Raw genomic sequence first — 14,444 nt, 5'->3', positions numbered from 1 at the left:
GCACCTTTGCGGCGATGCAGGTGGCCAGCCCAGATCTACTCGTAGGTGTAAAAGCCTCTGCCGGTCTTACGGCCCAGCTCCCCGCGGCTGACCATATCGCGCATCAGCTGCGGGGGCGCGAACCGCTCACCCAGGGTGGAGTGCAGGTACTCGGCTATTCCTAGGCGCACATCCAGGCCCACGATGTCAGTCAGCGCCAGGGGACCGATGGGGAACTTATAGCCCAGCACCATGGCATTGTCGATGTCCTCAGCGCTGGCGACCCCCTCCTCCAGCATGCGGATGGCCTCCAGGCCGATGGCTACGCCCAGCCGGGAGGAGGCGAAGCCGGGAGCGTCCTTGACCGCTACCGGGGTCTTGCCCAGAGCCTCCACCCAGCCGGGTGCTAGGGCTTTGAGCTCGGATCCGGTCTGTTCGGCGAGGACGACCTCGACCAGTGTGGAGGCCGGCACCGGGTTGAAGAAGTGCAGACCGCAGAACTGCTCGGGACGCTGCAGGTTCTTCGCGAGGTCGGTGACGGCGATCGATGAGGTGTTCGTCGCCAGATAGGCGTCTGTGCCCAATTGCTGCTCCACCCGGGTCAGGGCAGCGACTTTGAGGCCCTGATCCTCAGGCACGGCCTCAATGACCAGTCCGCAGCGGGAGAAATCTGCGTAGTCGGTGCTCATAGTCAGCTTGCCGGACCACTCGGTGAGCTCTCCAGAGATCTTGCCCCGGTCCAGGGAAGCTTGCACGTCAGCGGTGATGCGCTCACGTGCGGCCTCTGCGGCGTCGTCGTTGACTTCGACGACGACCACCTCGGCGGCACCTGAGATCAGCAACGCGTGGGCGATCCCGCCGCCCATACGTCCGCCGCCCAGAACACCGGCATGTGATGGAAGTGAAGCGGTCATGCTGTGGACTCCTCGGAGGATGTTTCTTTGCGTTCAGTCTTCTGGCGGTCAGAGTTGGTGCCGCCGGTGTTCTTCCGATCGAGGAATGCCTGCATGCGGTCGAACTTGGCCTGAGACTCAAACAGGATGGCCTGGGCCAGGTCATCCACATGCGGATGGGCCTCCCGGGGCATGGCGAAAACCCGCTTGGAGACTTGGACAGCCAGCGGGTCCTGATCAGCGATGCGGTCTGCCAGAGCGTCTGCGGCCTCGAGCAGATCGTCGGGCTCGTGCACTGAGCTGACCAGACCGTGGGCCAGCGCCTCGTCGGCGCTGAGGATGAGGCCTGCGAACAGAATCTCCTTGGCCAAAGACTCACCGGAGAGCTCCTTGAGTCGCCACAGGGCCCCTGCAGCGGGAATGATGCCCAGGCCGGTCTCCGGCTGGCCGACTTTGACCCGAGAAGTGGCGACCCGGAAATCAGCGGCCCAGGCCAGTTCTGCCCCGCCGCCCAGGGCATAGCCGTCGATGGCGGCGATCACTGGCATGGGAAGCTTAGCCAGCCGGTCAAAGCAGGCAGAGTTGATACCCCGCAGGGCATCGGCGCGACGGCGTTCGCGCAACTGACCGATATCAGCCCCGGAGGCGAAGATCCCCTTGCCGTTGACCTCAGTGCCCGAAAGGACCAGGATCTTCGGCTGTTCCTCCAGATAGGCGCAGAGCGTGTGCAGCTCCGCGATCATCTCTGAGTCGATGGCATTGCGCTTGGCGGGCCGTTCCAACCGGGCATAGACCCGGTCTGCGGACTCATTGAGCTGCAGCGTGGAGAAGCTCTCGGGTTCCAGCACAGTCATGGTCACACCCTTTCCAGCAGCATGGCCGAGCCCTGACCGACTCCCACGCACATGGTGGCCAGCCCCCGGGTCAGGCCATCGTCCTCCATCCGCCGCAGCAGAGTCAGGGCGATCCGTGAACCTGAGGACCCCAGCGGGTGGCCCAGGGCGATGGCACCGCCGTCAGCGTTGACGATCTCCTCATCCAGGCCCAGCCGGCGGATGCAGGCCAGAGACTGGGTGGCGAAGGCCTCATTGAGCTCAACGGCCTGCAGATCCTCCAACTGCCAGCCGGCACGTTCCAAGACTCTCTGGGTGGCCGGCACCGGGCCAATGCCCATGACTTCGGGAGGAACACCGGCGTTGGCAGAGCCGACCACACGGGCTCGCGGAGTCAGCCCGTACTTCTGCACCGCACGCTCGGAAGCGACGATGACGGCCGAGGCGCCGTCATTCAGCGATGAAGAGTTCCCGGCGGTGACCACAGCTCCGCCGGCCACCACCGGTCGCAGCCCGGCCAGCGCTTCCGCGGTCGTCTCAGGACGCGGCCCTTCGTCGGTGTCGACCACGGTGACCGAGCCCCTACGGCCGGGGACCTGGACCGGAGTGATCTCACGGCGCAGGTGTCCGGCTTCCTGCGCGGCGCAGGCGCGCCGTTGGGAGCGCAGGGCAAAGGCGTCGGCCTCCTCCCGAGAGATTCCGTCCACCCGAGCGACCTCCTCGGCGGTCTCCGGCATAGAAAAGGTGCGTTTGTCATGTTTGAGGTGCTCAGAGTTGATGAACCGCCAGCCGATGGAGGTGTCTACCAGCTCACCGGGCTTGGCGAAGGGCTTCTCCGGCTTCGCCAGCACCCACGGTGCCCGCGACATCGACTCGACCCCGCCGGTGACGACGATATCGGCAGCCCCGGCGGCGATCATCTGCTGGGCGGCGGCGATGGCGGAGAGCCCGGAGGCGCACAGTCGGTTGACCGTGATCCCCGGCACTGAGTCCTCGAAGCCGGCCAGCAGCCAGGCCATCCGGGCGACATTGCGGTTCTCCTCGCCTGCCCCGTTGGCATTGCCGAGGATCACCTCGTCGACCTCCGCCGAAGGCACCCCGGAGTCTTCTACCACCTGGCGGATCACCAGGGCGGCGAGGTCATCGGGCCGCACCGAAGAGAGCGCGCCGCCGTAGCGGCCCACCGGCGTGCGGGTCCCTGACACCAGAAAAGCAGCGTGAGTCACGGTGAGAACCTCCGATTTACTGACCGACCGTTCACTAATACCTTGTCATGAGCTGACTATGGCGTCAATCACACGGCTCTGCAGCCTGGCCGTGATGCCTGGAGTGCAAGCAGCTGACGGGATGCTCACAGATCTGTCAATGCGGCAGCGGGGTTCTCCATGCAGGTGGCCACGAAATCCAGGAACCCGCCTGCTGCCCCGCCGTCGCAGACGCGGTGGTCAAAGGCCAGGGTCAAGGTGGTCACCTTGCGCACAGCAAGCTGACCGTCCACCGCCCAAGGCCGGTCCATAATGCGGCCGATGCCCAGGATCGCGGCCTCCGGATGGTTGATGATGGGGGTGGCTCCGTCGGAGCCGAAGACCCCATAATTGTTCACCGTGAACGTACCGCCGGAGAGCTCTGTGCCGGAGAGTGTGCCTTCCCGGCCGGCCTCAGCCAGCCGGCGAATCTCGGTATGCAGCACCCGGGCGGAGTGCTGCTCCGCGTGACGCAGCACCGGAACCAGCAGCCCCTTAGGCGTCTGTGCGGCGAAGCCCAGGTTCACCCCTTGGAACTGGGTGATGGTCTCACCAGTCCCATCGGAGTCGATCCGGGAGTTCAGCTCAGGGTGGCGCTGCAGCCCGGCGATCACGAACCGGGAGAGGAACGCCAGCACCGAGGGCGCCCCCTGATCCGAGGCCTTCAGCCGTGTGCGGAGGTCCAGCAGCGCGGTGACATCGATGTCCTGCCAAACGGTGGCCTCCGGGATCTCGGCCCGTGACTGCGAAAGCTTGGTGGCGATCGCCTTGCGGATCCCGGTCACCGGGGTCTGCTCACGCACGGCCAATCCTGTGGCCGGGTCGGTATCAGCCGACGACGACGCCCCAGCGGCCCGGGCTGCGACAGGCTCACTTGGAGAGCCGGCCACCCCGTCGGCGGAAGCGCCAGCGGCAGTGAGCACGTCCTGGCGCATGATCAGCCCGTCCGGCCCACTGCCGGGCAGCGAGTCCAGGGCCACGCCCTGCTCCCGAGCCAGTTTGCGCACCAGGGGAGAGGAGACCCGGGGCGCCTTGGCCGAACCGGAGGGCGTGGCCTCCACGGGTGGAGTCTGAGTAGGGGTGGCCTCCACCAGCTGGGGTTCGCCCGGGGCAGTCTCGCCCGGTGCGGCCTGCGTGGGCACCTGCCGTCTGCGGCGGCGTCGTCGTCCGTTGCTGGATGCTGAGGTGCCGTAACCGATCAGCACGTTCCCGGAGCCTTCCGATTCAGCTTCCTCAGGCGCGGCGGTGCCTGCGCGCTCCTCCTCACGGTAGGACAAGGCACCTGCGCCTTTGTCAGCGGCAGCTGATGGTGCGTCGTCGCCCTTTGTCGTGACCGTGATCAGCGGTTTGTCCACCTCGAGAGTCTCTCCGACCTCGCCGTGCAGGGTCTGGACCGTACCGGCATAGGGGGAAGGTACCTCAATGGCGGATTTGGCAGTCTCCACCTCTGCGATGGGCTGGTCCACCTCCACGGGATCCCCCTCGGTCACCAGCCAGTTCAGCAGCACGGCCTCGGTGAGGCCCTCGCCCAGATCGGGCAGATTGAAAGTGGTCATGCTCAGTCCTCCCACTGGAGTTCGTCGAGGGCATCGAGGATCCGGTCCACACTGGGAAGGTGGTGCTCCTCCAGCTTCGGCGCCGGATAGGGAATATCGAAGCCGGTGACCCGGAGCACCGGAGAGGCCAGGGAATGGAAGCAGCGCTCCTGGATCCGGGCGGTGATCTCGCTGGCCACTGAGACGAAGCCCTGGGCCTCGGCCACCACCACGGCGCGGCCGGTCTTCTCCACAGTGGACACCAGGGCCTCCTCATCGAAGGGCACCACGGAACGCAGGTCCAGCACCTCGGCGGAGATCCCGTCCTCAGCGGCGGCTTCAGCAGCCTTCAGCACAGTGGAGACCGAGGGCCCGTAGCTGATGATCGAGACATCGGTGCCCTCACGGACCACCTTGGCATTGCCGGTGGGTCCCACCCGCGGACTCTCGGCTCCGGCGGTATCCGCGGAGGATTCGTACTGCTGGCGCAGCGCGGAGAGGTCCTCGCCGGCCTTGGACCAGTAGAGCTTCTTAGGCTCGAAGAACACCACCGGATCCTCGGTGTCGATGGCCTCGCGCAGCATCAGGTAAGCATCGGCCACGGTGGCTGGGGTGAAGACCTTCAGTCCGGCGGTGTGTGCGTAGTAGGCCTCGGAGGAGTCGCAGTGGTGCTCCACCCCGCCCACTCCGCCGCCGTAGGGAATGCGGATGACGATCGGCAGGCGGACCCGTCCCCGGGTGCGGTTGGCCATCTTGGCGATATGGCTGAAGACCTGTTCCAGGGCCGGGTAGGCGAAGGCGTCGAACTGCATCTCGATCACCGGGCGCATCCCGTTGATGGCCATGCCCACCGCAGTTCCGGCGATTCCGGACTCGGCCAGCGGGGTGTCGAAGCAGCGGTTCTCCCCGAAGCGTGTGGTCAGCCCGTCGGTGATCCGGAAGACCCCGCCCAGGGTGCCGACGTCCTCGCCGAAGACCACCACGGAGTCATCTTCCTCCATGGCGTCAGACATCGCGGTGTTCAGGGCGGAGGCGAAGGTGGTGGCTTCCGTTGCTGTCGCGGTGCTCATCAGCGGGTGCCCTCCTCGGCGTCGACGCCTGCCAGTTCATCGGCCAGCTGTGACCGCTGGGCGCTCAGCTGGGCAGTGGGTTCGGTGTAGACGTGGTCGAAGATCTCCAGCGGATCCTCCTCCGGCTCGGCGGACATCGCCTGGCGCAGTGAGGCGGCCACCTCCTCGGCGGCTGCGGCGATCTGGGTCTCGGCGGCCTCGTCCAGCAGCCCCTTGGCGGTGAGGAGCTTCTGCATGCGCAGCAGCGGATCCTTGCGCTTCCACTGCTCCACTTCCTCCCGGTCGCGGTAGCGGGTCTCATCATCGGCGTTGGTGTGGGCCTGCATCCGGTAGGTGACGGCTTCCAGCAGCAGCGGCATGGAGTTCTCCCGGGCCAGGTGCACTGCCCGGCGCAGGGTGGCCAGCACGGCCACCATGTCATTGCCGTCCACCTGCTCCCCGGCGAGCCCGTAGCCGATGGCCTTATGCGCCAGGGAGGGGGCGGCGGACTGATTGGACAGCGGCACCGAGATGGCATAGCCGTTGTTCTGCACAAAGAACACCACCGGCACCTCGAAGACGGCGGCGAAGTTCAGCGCCTCGTGGAAGTCGCCCTCGGAAGTGGCCCCGTCGCCGCACATGGCAAGCACCACGGTGTCCTCACCGCGCAGCTTGGCGGCATGGGCCACACCGACCGCGTGCAGCAGCTGGGTGGTCAGCGGGGTGGACATCGCTCCCACCCGGTAGGCCTTGGGATCGTAGCCGCAGTGCCAGTCCCCGCGGAAGGAGACCATCACGTCCAGCGGGTCCACTCCGCGGGAGATCACGGCTACTGAGTCGCGGTAGGTGGGAAACATCCAGTCGCCCTCGCCCAGGCACAGTGCGGCGCCCACCTGGCAGGCTTCCTGGCCGTGCGAGGAGGGGTAGACAGCCATCCGGCCCTGCCGGACCAAGGCGTAGTTCTGATCATTGATGCGGCGGCCGGCCACCAGGGAGGTGTATGCCTTCAGCAGCACATCGTCCTCCGGGATCGGGTATTCGTGCCCGGGGCCGGTGCCCTGCTGCTCCTCGGGAACCAGGCTGCCGTCCGGGTCCAGCATCCGGATCTGCTGCTGCGCCGGAAGCATGTACTGCTCCGCAGTGATGCCGAAGCTCCGGCTGGCTTCCAGAATCCTGGAGGCGTGCTCGGCCTTCTCGTGACCGGCAGCGGGAGAGACCAGGCTGTGTGGCCCGGAGTCTACGGCCGTCGGCGAGGTGTCGGCCCTGTTGTCCGCCGAGGGTGGTGATGCGTGGGGTGTCGTGTTGTCGGTCATCTCGCCCTCTCGTCTGCATATGTGACCTGACTCATAGCTGTTTTTAAGTGTGGGTGATCGATCAGAGTGTCCGCCACCATTTGGGCGAATAGCAGACTTCTTCTTCTACCAGGTGGATAAATCTGGACGAAATGATTCGATCAGGTGGTCCTGTGCTGATAGTGTCCAAAACTATGAATGGCATGCTGGACAGCAAGGCGACCTCGTTGCCGACTAGCACAGGCTCGGCGAAGACGAGGCGGGACCTGGACGCCACCGACCATGCGATCCTCACTGCGCTGAGCAGGGATGCGCGAAAGTCTGTGACAAGCATCGCCCAGGAGCTGCATCTCTCCCGGGCCAGCGCCTATGAGCGGATCGCGGGTCTGCGCTCGGCCGGGGTGCTGCAGGGGTATACGGCGGTGATCGACCCCCGTGCCGCCGGATTGGAGACGGCGGCTTATGTCTTCGTGACGTTGAAGCAGGACGATTGGGAGGTTCTCCGCAGTGCACTGGCAGAAGATCCGGCTGTGCGCCATGTGGCCTTGGTCGGCGGACAGTATGACGCCGTTCTCCTGGTCCGCACTCGGACAGTGGAGGATCTGCGCCGGGTCATCTTTGAGCGGATACAGTCCTTGCAGTGTGTGCAGAGCACTCAGACGGCGCTGATCTTCGACGACCACTTCCAGCATGTCCATACTGGTCCGAACCCTCTTCCCTCCTGATCTGCTCAGTCTCATTCGAAATGTGACAGAGGGCACGGTAAGATGCCATAAATACTGACCGATTGGTCGGTATCGCGTAGTGCCGAGAGCCGTAAGAGTGGAATGAGGACATACATGACCGTCGACAGTTCAGCGCGAGCAAACAGTTCAGTGTCGGAGAGCTTGCGAGTCCTCCCCAGTTACATCGCCGGCAGCTGGTGGGTCCCGGAAGAACCGCAGCGGGTCACAGAAGTCCTTGATGCCTCCACAGGTGAGCTGGTCAGCCGTGTCTCCACAGACGGACTGAGCACCTCATCGGCGGTGGAGTACGCCCGTTCGGTGGGTCAGCGTGGTCTGGGGGAGCTGACCTTCCACCAGCGCGCACTGCTGCTGAAGCAACTGGCCCTTCACCTCGGTGAGCACAAGGATCTGCTCTATGACCTCTCGGACAAGACCGGTGCGACCCGAAAAGATCATCTGGTCGATGTCGACGGCGGCATCGGAACGCTCTTCGCCTACTCATCCAAGGCGCGGAAGGAACTCCCCAACTCCAATGTGATCATCGACGGGAACGTTGAGCAGCTCTCCCGCGACGGCAGCTTCATCGGCGAGCATATCTACACCCGGCTCACCGGGGTGGCCGTACAGATCAACGCCTTCAACTTCCCGGTCTGGGGCATGCTGGAGAAACTCGCCCCCAGTCTCATCGCCGGAGTGCCCACTATCGTCAAGCCGGCCAGCCAGACCGCCTATGTGACAGAGGCCTGTGTCCGGATCATGCTGGACTCCGGACTGCTGCCCCAGGGGGCACTGCAGCTGATCTCCGGGTCTGCCCGTGATCTGCTGGACCACCTGGACTACCGTGATCACGTGGCCTTCACCGGGTCGGCGGGCACGGCCAACGTTCTGCGCTCGCATCCGAATGTGCAGGATGAGGGCGTACGCTTCACCGCCGAGACCGATTCCCTCAACGCGGCTATCCTCGGTCCCGATGCTGGGCCGGGCACCCCGGAGTTTGAGGCCTTCATCAAGGCGGTGGTGCAGGAAATGACAGTCAAGGCTGGCCAGAAGTGCACGGCGATCCGGCGCACCATCGTGCCCAGCGAGCACGTCGACGCCGTCGTGACCGCGCTGCGCACCCGGGTGGAGTCCCGGGCGGTGCTCGGTGACCCGCGTGATGCTGCCACCACTGTGGGAGCCCTGGCGTCGAAGGATCAGCAGCAGGAAGTCTCACAGGCGGTGAAGCGTCTGGTCGGGGCTGGGGGAGAGGTCTGTTTCGGTGGGCCGGAGGCCACTGGTCAATACCCCGCGGAGGGGGCCTTCTATCCGGTCACCACCCTGAGGTTCAGTGATGCCCGTACCCCTGAGGTGCATCAGGTGGAGGCCTTCGGGCCGGTCACCTCGGTGCTGGGGTACACCGATATCGACGACGCCGTGGAGCTGGCTGCCCTGGGCGGTGGTTCCCTGGTGGCCACGGTGTGCACCCATGATCCGGAGATCGCCGGGCGGTTCGTCCGTGGCATCGGCTCCCACCACGGCAGGGTTCACCTGCTGGACCGCGATGACGCCAAGACCTCCACAGGGCATGGCTCCCCTCTCCCGCATCTGGTGCATGGTGGTCCTGGCCGCGCCGGCGGTGGGGAGGAGCTTGGCGGAATGCGCGGAGTCAAGCACTACATGCAGCGCACTGCTCTCCAGGGCACCCCGGATCTGCTCACCGGCATTACCGGGGTCTGGCACCGGGGTGCCGAAGCGCGCACCGTCACACCGGCGACTGTGGCCGACGGCAGTGCTGTGCACCCGTTCCGCAAACCGCTCTCTGAGCTGCGCATCGGTGACCAGTTCGCCTCCGGGCTGCGTGAGGTCCGGCTGGAGGACATCAACGCTTTCGCTGAGTTCACCGGGGATACGTTCTATGCCCACACCAATGAGGAGGCGGCCACGGCGAACCCGTTCTTCCCCCGCCGGGTGGCCCACGGCTACCTGCTAGTCTCCTGGGCCGCAGGGCTGTTCGTGGAGCCCGCCCCGGGTCCGGTGCTGGCCAACACCGGACTGGAGAATCTCAGCTTCCTCACCCCGGTGACCTACGACGACGCTATCCGTGTCACCTTGACTGCTAAACAGATCACCCCGCGGGAGACCGACGACTACGGAGAGGTCCGGTGGGACACGGTGCTGCACAACCAGAACGACGAGATCGTGGCCACCTACGATGTGCTCACCCGAGTTGCCAAGGAGACTCCTGGCTGGGCTCAATGACGCCGCGGCTCCGAAGGCTCGTCCAGGACGCTGTCACGGTACTCCGTCGGCGTCGTTCCGTAGGCGCTTCTGAACGAACGGGCGAAACTTGAGGCATCAGCGTATCCCCAGCGGGCTGCGATGGCGCTGACTGGTCGAGACCGTTGACCGGCGTCGCTGAGCTCCACGCGGCAGTGCTCCAGGCGCCGCCGCCGCACCCACTCACTGAATGTGGTGCCTTCATCGGCAAAGACCATCTGGAGGTAGCGGATCGAGACATGCAGTGAGTGGGCCACTGAGCTGACAGAGAGCCCCGGATCTCTCAAATGCTTGTCGATGTAGCTGACTGCCTCGAGATAGACCACGTCTCGAGTCGGCACCCCTGGGGTGGGCCGCACAGATGCCAATAATGTTGCCTGAACCAGCTGCAGCACTGCCGCCGCAGCTCGTGGGTCCGCGGCCATCTCCTCCTTCTCAAGCTGCTGACTGAGACTGGTCAGCAACGAAGAGGTCAGTGCTCCGAGTCCTTCTCCGCCGGGAATTCTCTGAGCCATGAGTGCGCCGGCCTGCTCCTGGCTCAATCCCAGATTCTCGTGCGGAATCTGGACCACGAACATGCTGTAGTGGCCGCCGAAGGTGAGGTCGTAAGGACGAGTCGTGTCATAGACGACCAGGTCTCCGGGGGTCAGCAGTGCCTCGCGCTGGCCTTGGCGCACCAAGCAGGTCCCGGTACGCTGCAGGGCAAACTTGTACACTCCGGGATTGCCCGCAGCGATGCTTTGGCGGTTCCGCTTCACGTACACCGGGTCACCGCCGACTTCGGTGACCGCCACCAGGCCCAGCGCCTGACCCCGGAGGTAACCGTCAAACGACTCGGGATCCTGGGCGGCGGCTTTCAGCGGCACGAAAGCGGAGCTGACCGCACTCTGCCATGCATCGAACCGCTCGGCGGGGGCCAGGGAGGTGCTGGTGAATGATGACGGTGCGAGCGATGCGGTCCCCATGGTGAATTGACCTTTCTCCGACGTTACTGCTCTGCCCATCATTCCATGCTCTGTGATGCGCAACACATAAATGCGTCTTGAGCACAGTTCTGTGCGCCAGGTGTCGAGAATAAGACCTTCATGTCGGACAGTCTGAGAGTGATCACCAGAACAGACACCGCTGTTAGGAGCCCGATTCATGAGTGCGCAGACTGCTGACTTTCAAGACCTGTTCAGACGTGTCCAGCCGGCCGAGGGCGGCCGTGAGGTCTTTGATCCGGCCACCGGGGAATCGGTGGGGCGCGCACCTGAGGCCTCTGTCGAGGATCTTGATGCCGCTGTGGCACGGGCCAAGGCGGCTCAGCCGGGATGGGCGGCCCGCAGTGACCAGCAGCGTTCTCAGCTCCTTCACTCTGCTGCTGATGCCATCGAGACCCATGCTGAGGGGCTGGCCCGTCTGCTCTCCCAGGAGCAGGGCAAGCCGCTCAACGGCCCCAACGCCCGGTTTGAGGTGGGTGCATGTGTGGCCTGGCTGCGTGCTACTGCGGAGTTCACCCTGGAGCCTGAGGTCCTGGTCGATGACGATTCCGGTAAGGCTGTTCTGCATTGGCGCCCCTTGGGCGTGGTGGGTGCCATCGGGCCATGGAACTGGCCGATGATGATCTCGATCTGGCAGCTCGCCCCGTCGTTGCGTCAGGGCAACACCGTGGTGATCAAGCCCTCCGGCTACACCCCGCTGAGTGTGCTGGCCCTGGTGGAGGTGCTCAACACCGCACTGCCGCAGGAGGTGCTCATCGCCGTACCCGGCCGAGGAGAGGTGGGAGACCGGCTTAGCCGGCACCCTGATGTTGCCAAGATCATGTTCACCGGCTCCACTGCAACTGGTAGGAGCATCATCAAGGCCGCCGCTGATACGGTGAAGCGGCTGACTATGGAACTGGGCGGCAATGATGCCGGGATCGTGCTGGAGGATGCCGACCCCGAGGCCATCGCCGAAGACCTGTTCTGGGGAGCGTTCATCAACACCGGTCAGACCTGTGCCGCGCTGAAACGCCTCTATGTCCCCGAGCCGCTCTATGACCAGGTCTGCCAGGCGCTGGTGGAGGTCGCCAAGAATATGCCCATGGGGGTGGGGCTGGAGGAACAGAACGTCCTGGGCCCGCTGCAGAACAAAGCCCAGTGGGAGATCGTCGACCGTCTGGTCACCGCCGCCAAGGACTCCGGGGCGCGGGTGCTGATCGGCGCAGAGCCAGAGCGCAACACCGCCGGTTATTTCTATCCCACCACACTGATCGCTGATATTGACCCGCAGAACCCGCTGGTGGTCGAGGAGCAGTTCGGCCCGGCTCTGCCGATCATCAAATACACCGACCTCGACCAGGCCATTGAATGGGCCAACTCCCTGACCGAGGCCCTGGGCTCCTCGGTCTGGTCCTCCAACCCTGACCGGGCTGAGGAAGTGGCTTCCCGCTTGGTGGCTGGCACCACCTGGATCAACAAACACGGCGCCATCGACCCCCGGGTGCCCTTCGGCGGAGCCCGCGAATCCGGCTTCGGCCTCGAATTCGGCCTCGAAGGCCTCAAAGAAGTCAGCCAACCCCACATCATCAGCCAGTAGCCACCGTTCACGTTCGAAAGGGACTCTCCATGGACACCCATACTGATTTTCTGATCATCGGTGCAGGATCGGCCGGTTGTGTGCTGGCCCGGCGGCTCCTAGACGCCGGACACAGCGTCCGGATGGTTGAAGCTGGCGGTGAAGACAGCAATCCTGATATCGATGACGTATCACGACTGGGGATGCTGTGGGGCGCACCTGAGGATTGGAACTACTTCACCGAGCCTGAGCCAGAGCTCAACGGCCGCCAAGTGCACATCCCCCGGGGCAAGGTGCTGGGAGGTTCACACGCGCTGAATGCCACCATATGGGTTCGTGGTGACCGGTGGGACTATGACGCGTGGGCAGAATCTGGCTGCACCGGCTGGTCCTGGGATGAGGTGTTGCCCTACTTCAAGGCCATCGAGTCTTTCGTAGACGGAGATCCCCAGGTGCGAGGGCGCCATGGGTTGCTGGACGTCACCACTGACTATCCCCGTCACCCGATCCAGAAGGCGATGTACGAAGCCACCGTCCAGGAGGGCATCCCAGAGAACCGCGATTACAATGCCGGTTCGGTTGACGGTGTGGGCTGGATGCAGCTCAATATTCGAGATGGCATCAGGTTCAATACCTGGCGCGCTTACCTCAAGCCGGTGCTGGATCACCCCAGGCTGAGCGTGAACCCTCGAACTCGAGCGCGGAAGCTGCTGATCAGCGACGGCGCTGTGACTGGTGCCGAGTTCGACAAGGACGGTCAGGTTTTCACCTACACCGCTGATGAGGTGGTGCTGAGCGCTGGAGCCATTGGCTCTCCTGAGCTTCTGCTGCGGTCCGGGATCGGACCAGCAGAACACCTGCAGGAGGTGGGCATAGAAAGTGCCGTGGAGTCGCCCGGAGTCGGACAAAACCTCCATGATCACCTGCTCACCCCTGTGGTGTGCACTACTGAGAAGCAACTTCCGCCCCCTGAGGTCGCGGCTGCCCAAGTCCATTACTGGGACAGGTCCAGCGCTGAGAAACCAGTACCGGATACGCAGCCGATCTTCTTCTCTGTGCCGATGTACACCAACACCGCCGGAACCCTGATGGAGGGTCCGGAAGAAGGGTTCTCGCTTCTGGCGGGGATTGTGCGCCCGGTCTCCCGCGGCTCTCTGACGCTGTCAGGGCCAGATCCCGACGATCCGATACAGATCCGGCTGGGTGCTTACACCGAGTCCCAGGACTTGGAGGCGATGCTCTACTCGTTGCGCCAGTGCCGGTCCATCGCGTCTCAGCCGGCCTTGGGCGAATGGGAAGCGCGGGAGATCTTCCCGGGCCCCGATGTCGGCGACTCCGACGATGAGCTGATCGACTATATCCGCAACACCACGACGACCTATCACCACCAGGTAGGGACCTGCGCCATGGGTACCAGCGAAATGTCTGTGATTGACCCGGAAACACTGCGAGTACAGGGAGTGAAGGGACTGCGAGTCGCTGATGCTTCCATCATGCCGCAGGTGACCTCCGGAAATACCAATGCGCCATCGGTGCTCATCGGCGAGAAAGCCGCTGCGGCGATCACCGGCACGACTCCCTTCTAGAATCCTCGGCCCCGAGTCTGGGCTGGAGAACATCAGAGTTCTTCACTCTGGTAGATCTACGATGATTCCCGCACCGTGCATCAGCAGGGGGTCTGCAGGTTCTCGGCGGTTCTGGTGTCAGCCTCCTGACCCGCCCGTCGATCTCGAAGGGCCTGGTGAGCCCCCAGACTTTCGGCTGCTCGACACTTGCTGGGCGCCAACGACGGCAGAAAGCCTTATAATTCCTCAGCTTTGATGTCGGAGGGATGCTGGGCCAAGGGGGTGACGCGGATAGCCATATACCGGAACAGCGGAAGCCCCTGCAGTATCTGGTGCAGCTCGTCGTGTCCGCCGACGTCAAAGATCGAATAGTTGGAGTATTCACCGACTACTCGCCAGATTCCTGGTCATTTTCCCTGATGCTGAAGCTGCTGGGAGTACTCCTTCTCCCTGGCGACGATCTCGCTGCGTTCCTGGGCGGGCAATTCTCGGGGAATGTCGACATTCATCTGTACTAGGTACTTCATCGGAG

At 64.3% G+C, this 14,444-nt stretch carries 11 protein-coding genes and 1 pseudogene; 4 read left to right on the top strand and 8 right to left on the bottom strand.

The annotated features are described in order from the left end of the window. Positions 1-35: 35 nt before the first annotated feature. From DVO78_RS05325 to pdhA, 6 genes are all read right to left on the bottom strand, one after another. Entirely contained in the window at positions 36-893 is an 858-nt protein-coding gene (locus DVO78_RS05325) for a 3-hydroxyacyl-CoA dehydrogenase family protein (RefSeq protein ID WP_120003776.1), read from the bottom strand. Then, the gene (locus DVO78_RS05320) at positions 890-1,726 is read right to left on the bottom strand and encodes an enoyl-CoA hydratase/isomerase family protein (protein ID WP_120003775.1); all 837 of its coding nucleotides are present in this window, start codon (positions 1,724-1,726) and stop codon (positions 890-892) included. The genes DVO78_RS05325 and DVO78_RS05320 overlap by 4 nt, the downstream gene beginning before the upstream one ends. 2 nt (positions 1,727-1,728) lie before the next feature. Beyond that, complete coding sequence (locus DVO78_RS05315) at positions 1,729-2,931, bottom strand: acetyl-CoA C-acyltransferase (protein ID WP_120003774.1); 1,203 nt, start codon at positions 2,929-2,931, stop codon at positions 1,729-1,731. Positions 2,932-3,056: 125 nt separating this feature from the next. Continuing rightward, entirely contained in the window at positions 3,057-4,505 is a 1,449-nt protein-coding gene (locus DVO78_RS05310; RefSeq protein ID WP_338016568.1) for a dihydrolipoamide acetyltransferase family protein, read from the bottom strand. Between the two features lie 2 nt (positions 4,506-4,507). Continuing rightward, positions 4,508-5,554 (bottom strand): alpha-ketoacid dehydrogenase subunit beta, encoded by a 1,047-nt coding sequence (locus DVO78_RS05305; protein WP_120003773.1) that lies wholly within the window; start codon positions 5,552-5,554, stop codon positions 4,508-4,510. Then, a complete protein-coding gene (pdhA, locus tag DVO78_RS05300) occupies positions 5,554-6,846 on the bottom strand; it encodes a pyruvate dehydrogenase (acetyl-transferring) E1 component subunit alpha (RefSeq protein WP_120003772.1) in 1,293 nt (430 codons plus the stop codon). Before pdhA ends, DVO78_RS05305 begins: the two co-directional genes overlap by 1 nt. A 206-nt stretch (positions 6,847-7,052) precedes the next feature. Here pdhA and DVO78_RS05295 point away from each other — a divergent pair, with 206 nt between their 5' ends. Further along, the gene (locus tag DVO78_RS05295) at positions 7,053-7,550 is read left to right on the top strand and encodes an Lrp/AsnC family transcriptional regulator (protein WP_238385155.1); all 498 of its coding nucleotides are present in this window, start codon (positions 7,053-7,055) and stop codon (positions 7,548-7,550) included. 114 nt (positions 7,551-7,664) lie between these two features. Further along, a complete protein-coding gene (gene paaZ / locus DVO78_RS05290) occupies positions 7,665-9,788 on the top strand; it encodes a phenylacetic acid degradation bifunctional protein PaaZ (RefSeq protein ID WP_120003770.1) in 2,124 nt (707 codons plus the stop codon). Here paaZ and DVO78_RS05285 read toward each other — a convergent pair. Continuing rightward, complete coding sequence (locus DVO78_RS05285) at positions 9,782-10,771, bottom strand: AraC-like ligand-binding domain-containing protein (RefSeq protein WP_162301567.1); 990 nt, start codon at positions 10,769-10,771, stop codon at positions 9,782-9,784. The two genes, paaZ and DVO78_RS05285, sit on opposite strands and share 7 nt — an antisense overlap. 178 nt (positions 10,772-10,949) lie before the next feature. Here DVO78_RS05285 and DVO78_RS05280 point away from each other — a divergent pair, with 178 nt between their 5' ends. Together DVO78_RS05280 and DVO78_RS05275 are read left to right on the top strand one after the other, a co-directional pair. Further along, entirely contained in the window at positions 10,950-12,368 is a 1,419-nt protein-coding gene (locus DVO78_RS05280) for an aldehyde dehydrogenase family protein (RefSeq protein WP_120003768.1), read from the top strand. A gap of 29 nt (positions 12,369-12,397) precedes the next feature. Then, the gene (locus DVO78_RS05275; protein ID WP_120003767.1) at positions 12,398-13,933 is read left to right on the top strand and encodes a GMC family oxidoreductase; all 1,536 of its coding nucleotides are present in this window, start codon (positions 12,398-12,400) and stop codon (positions 13,931-13,933) included. A gap of 215 nt (positions 13,934-14,148) precedes the next feature. Here the strand turns inward: DVO78_RS05275 and catC are convergent. Beyond that, positions 14,149-14,439 (bottom strand): annotated as a pseudogene (catC, locus tag DVO78_RS05270) (muconolactone Delta-isomerase). Positions 14,440-14,444 lie beyond the last annotated feature (5 nt).

It is taken from the genome of Nesterenkonia muleiensis, from assembly GCF_003600155.1.
Taxonomy (GTDB): Bacteria; Actinomycetota; Actinomycetes; order Actinomycetales; family Micrococcaceae; genus Nesterenkonia; species Nesterenkonia muleiensis.
This window is presented reverse-complemented; position numbering and strand designations above follow the sequence as displayed.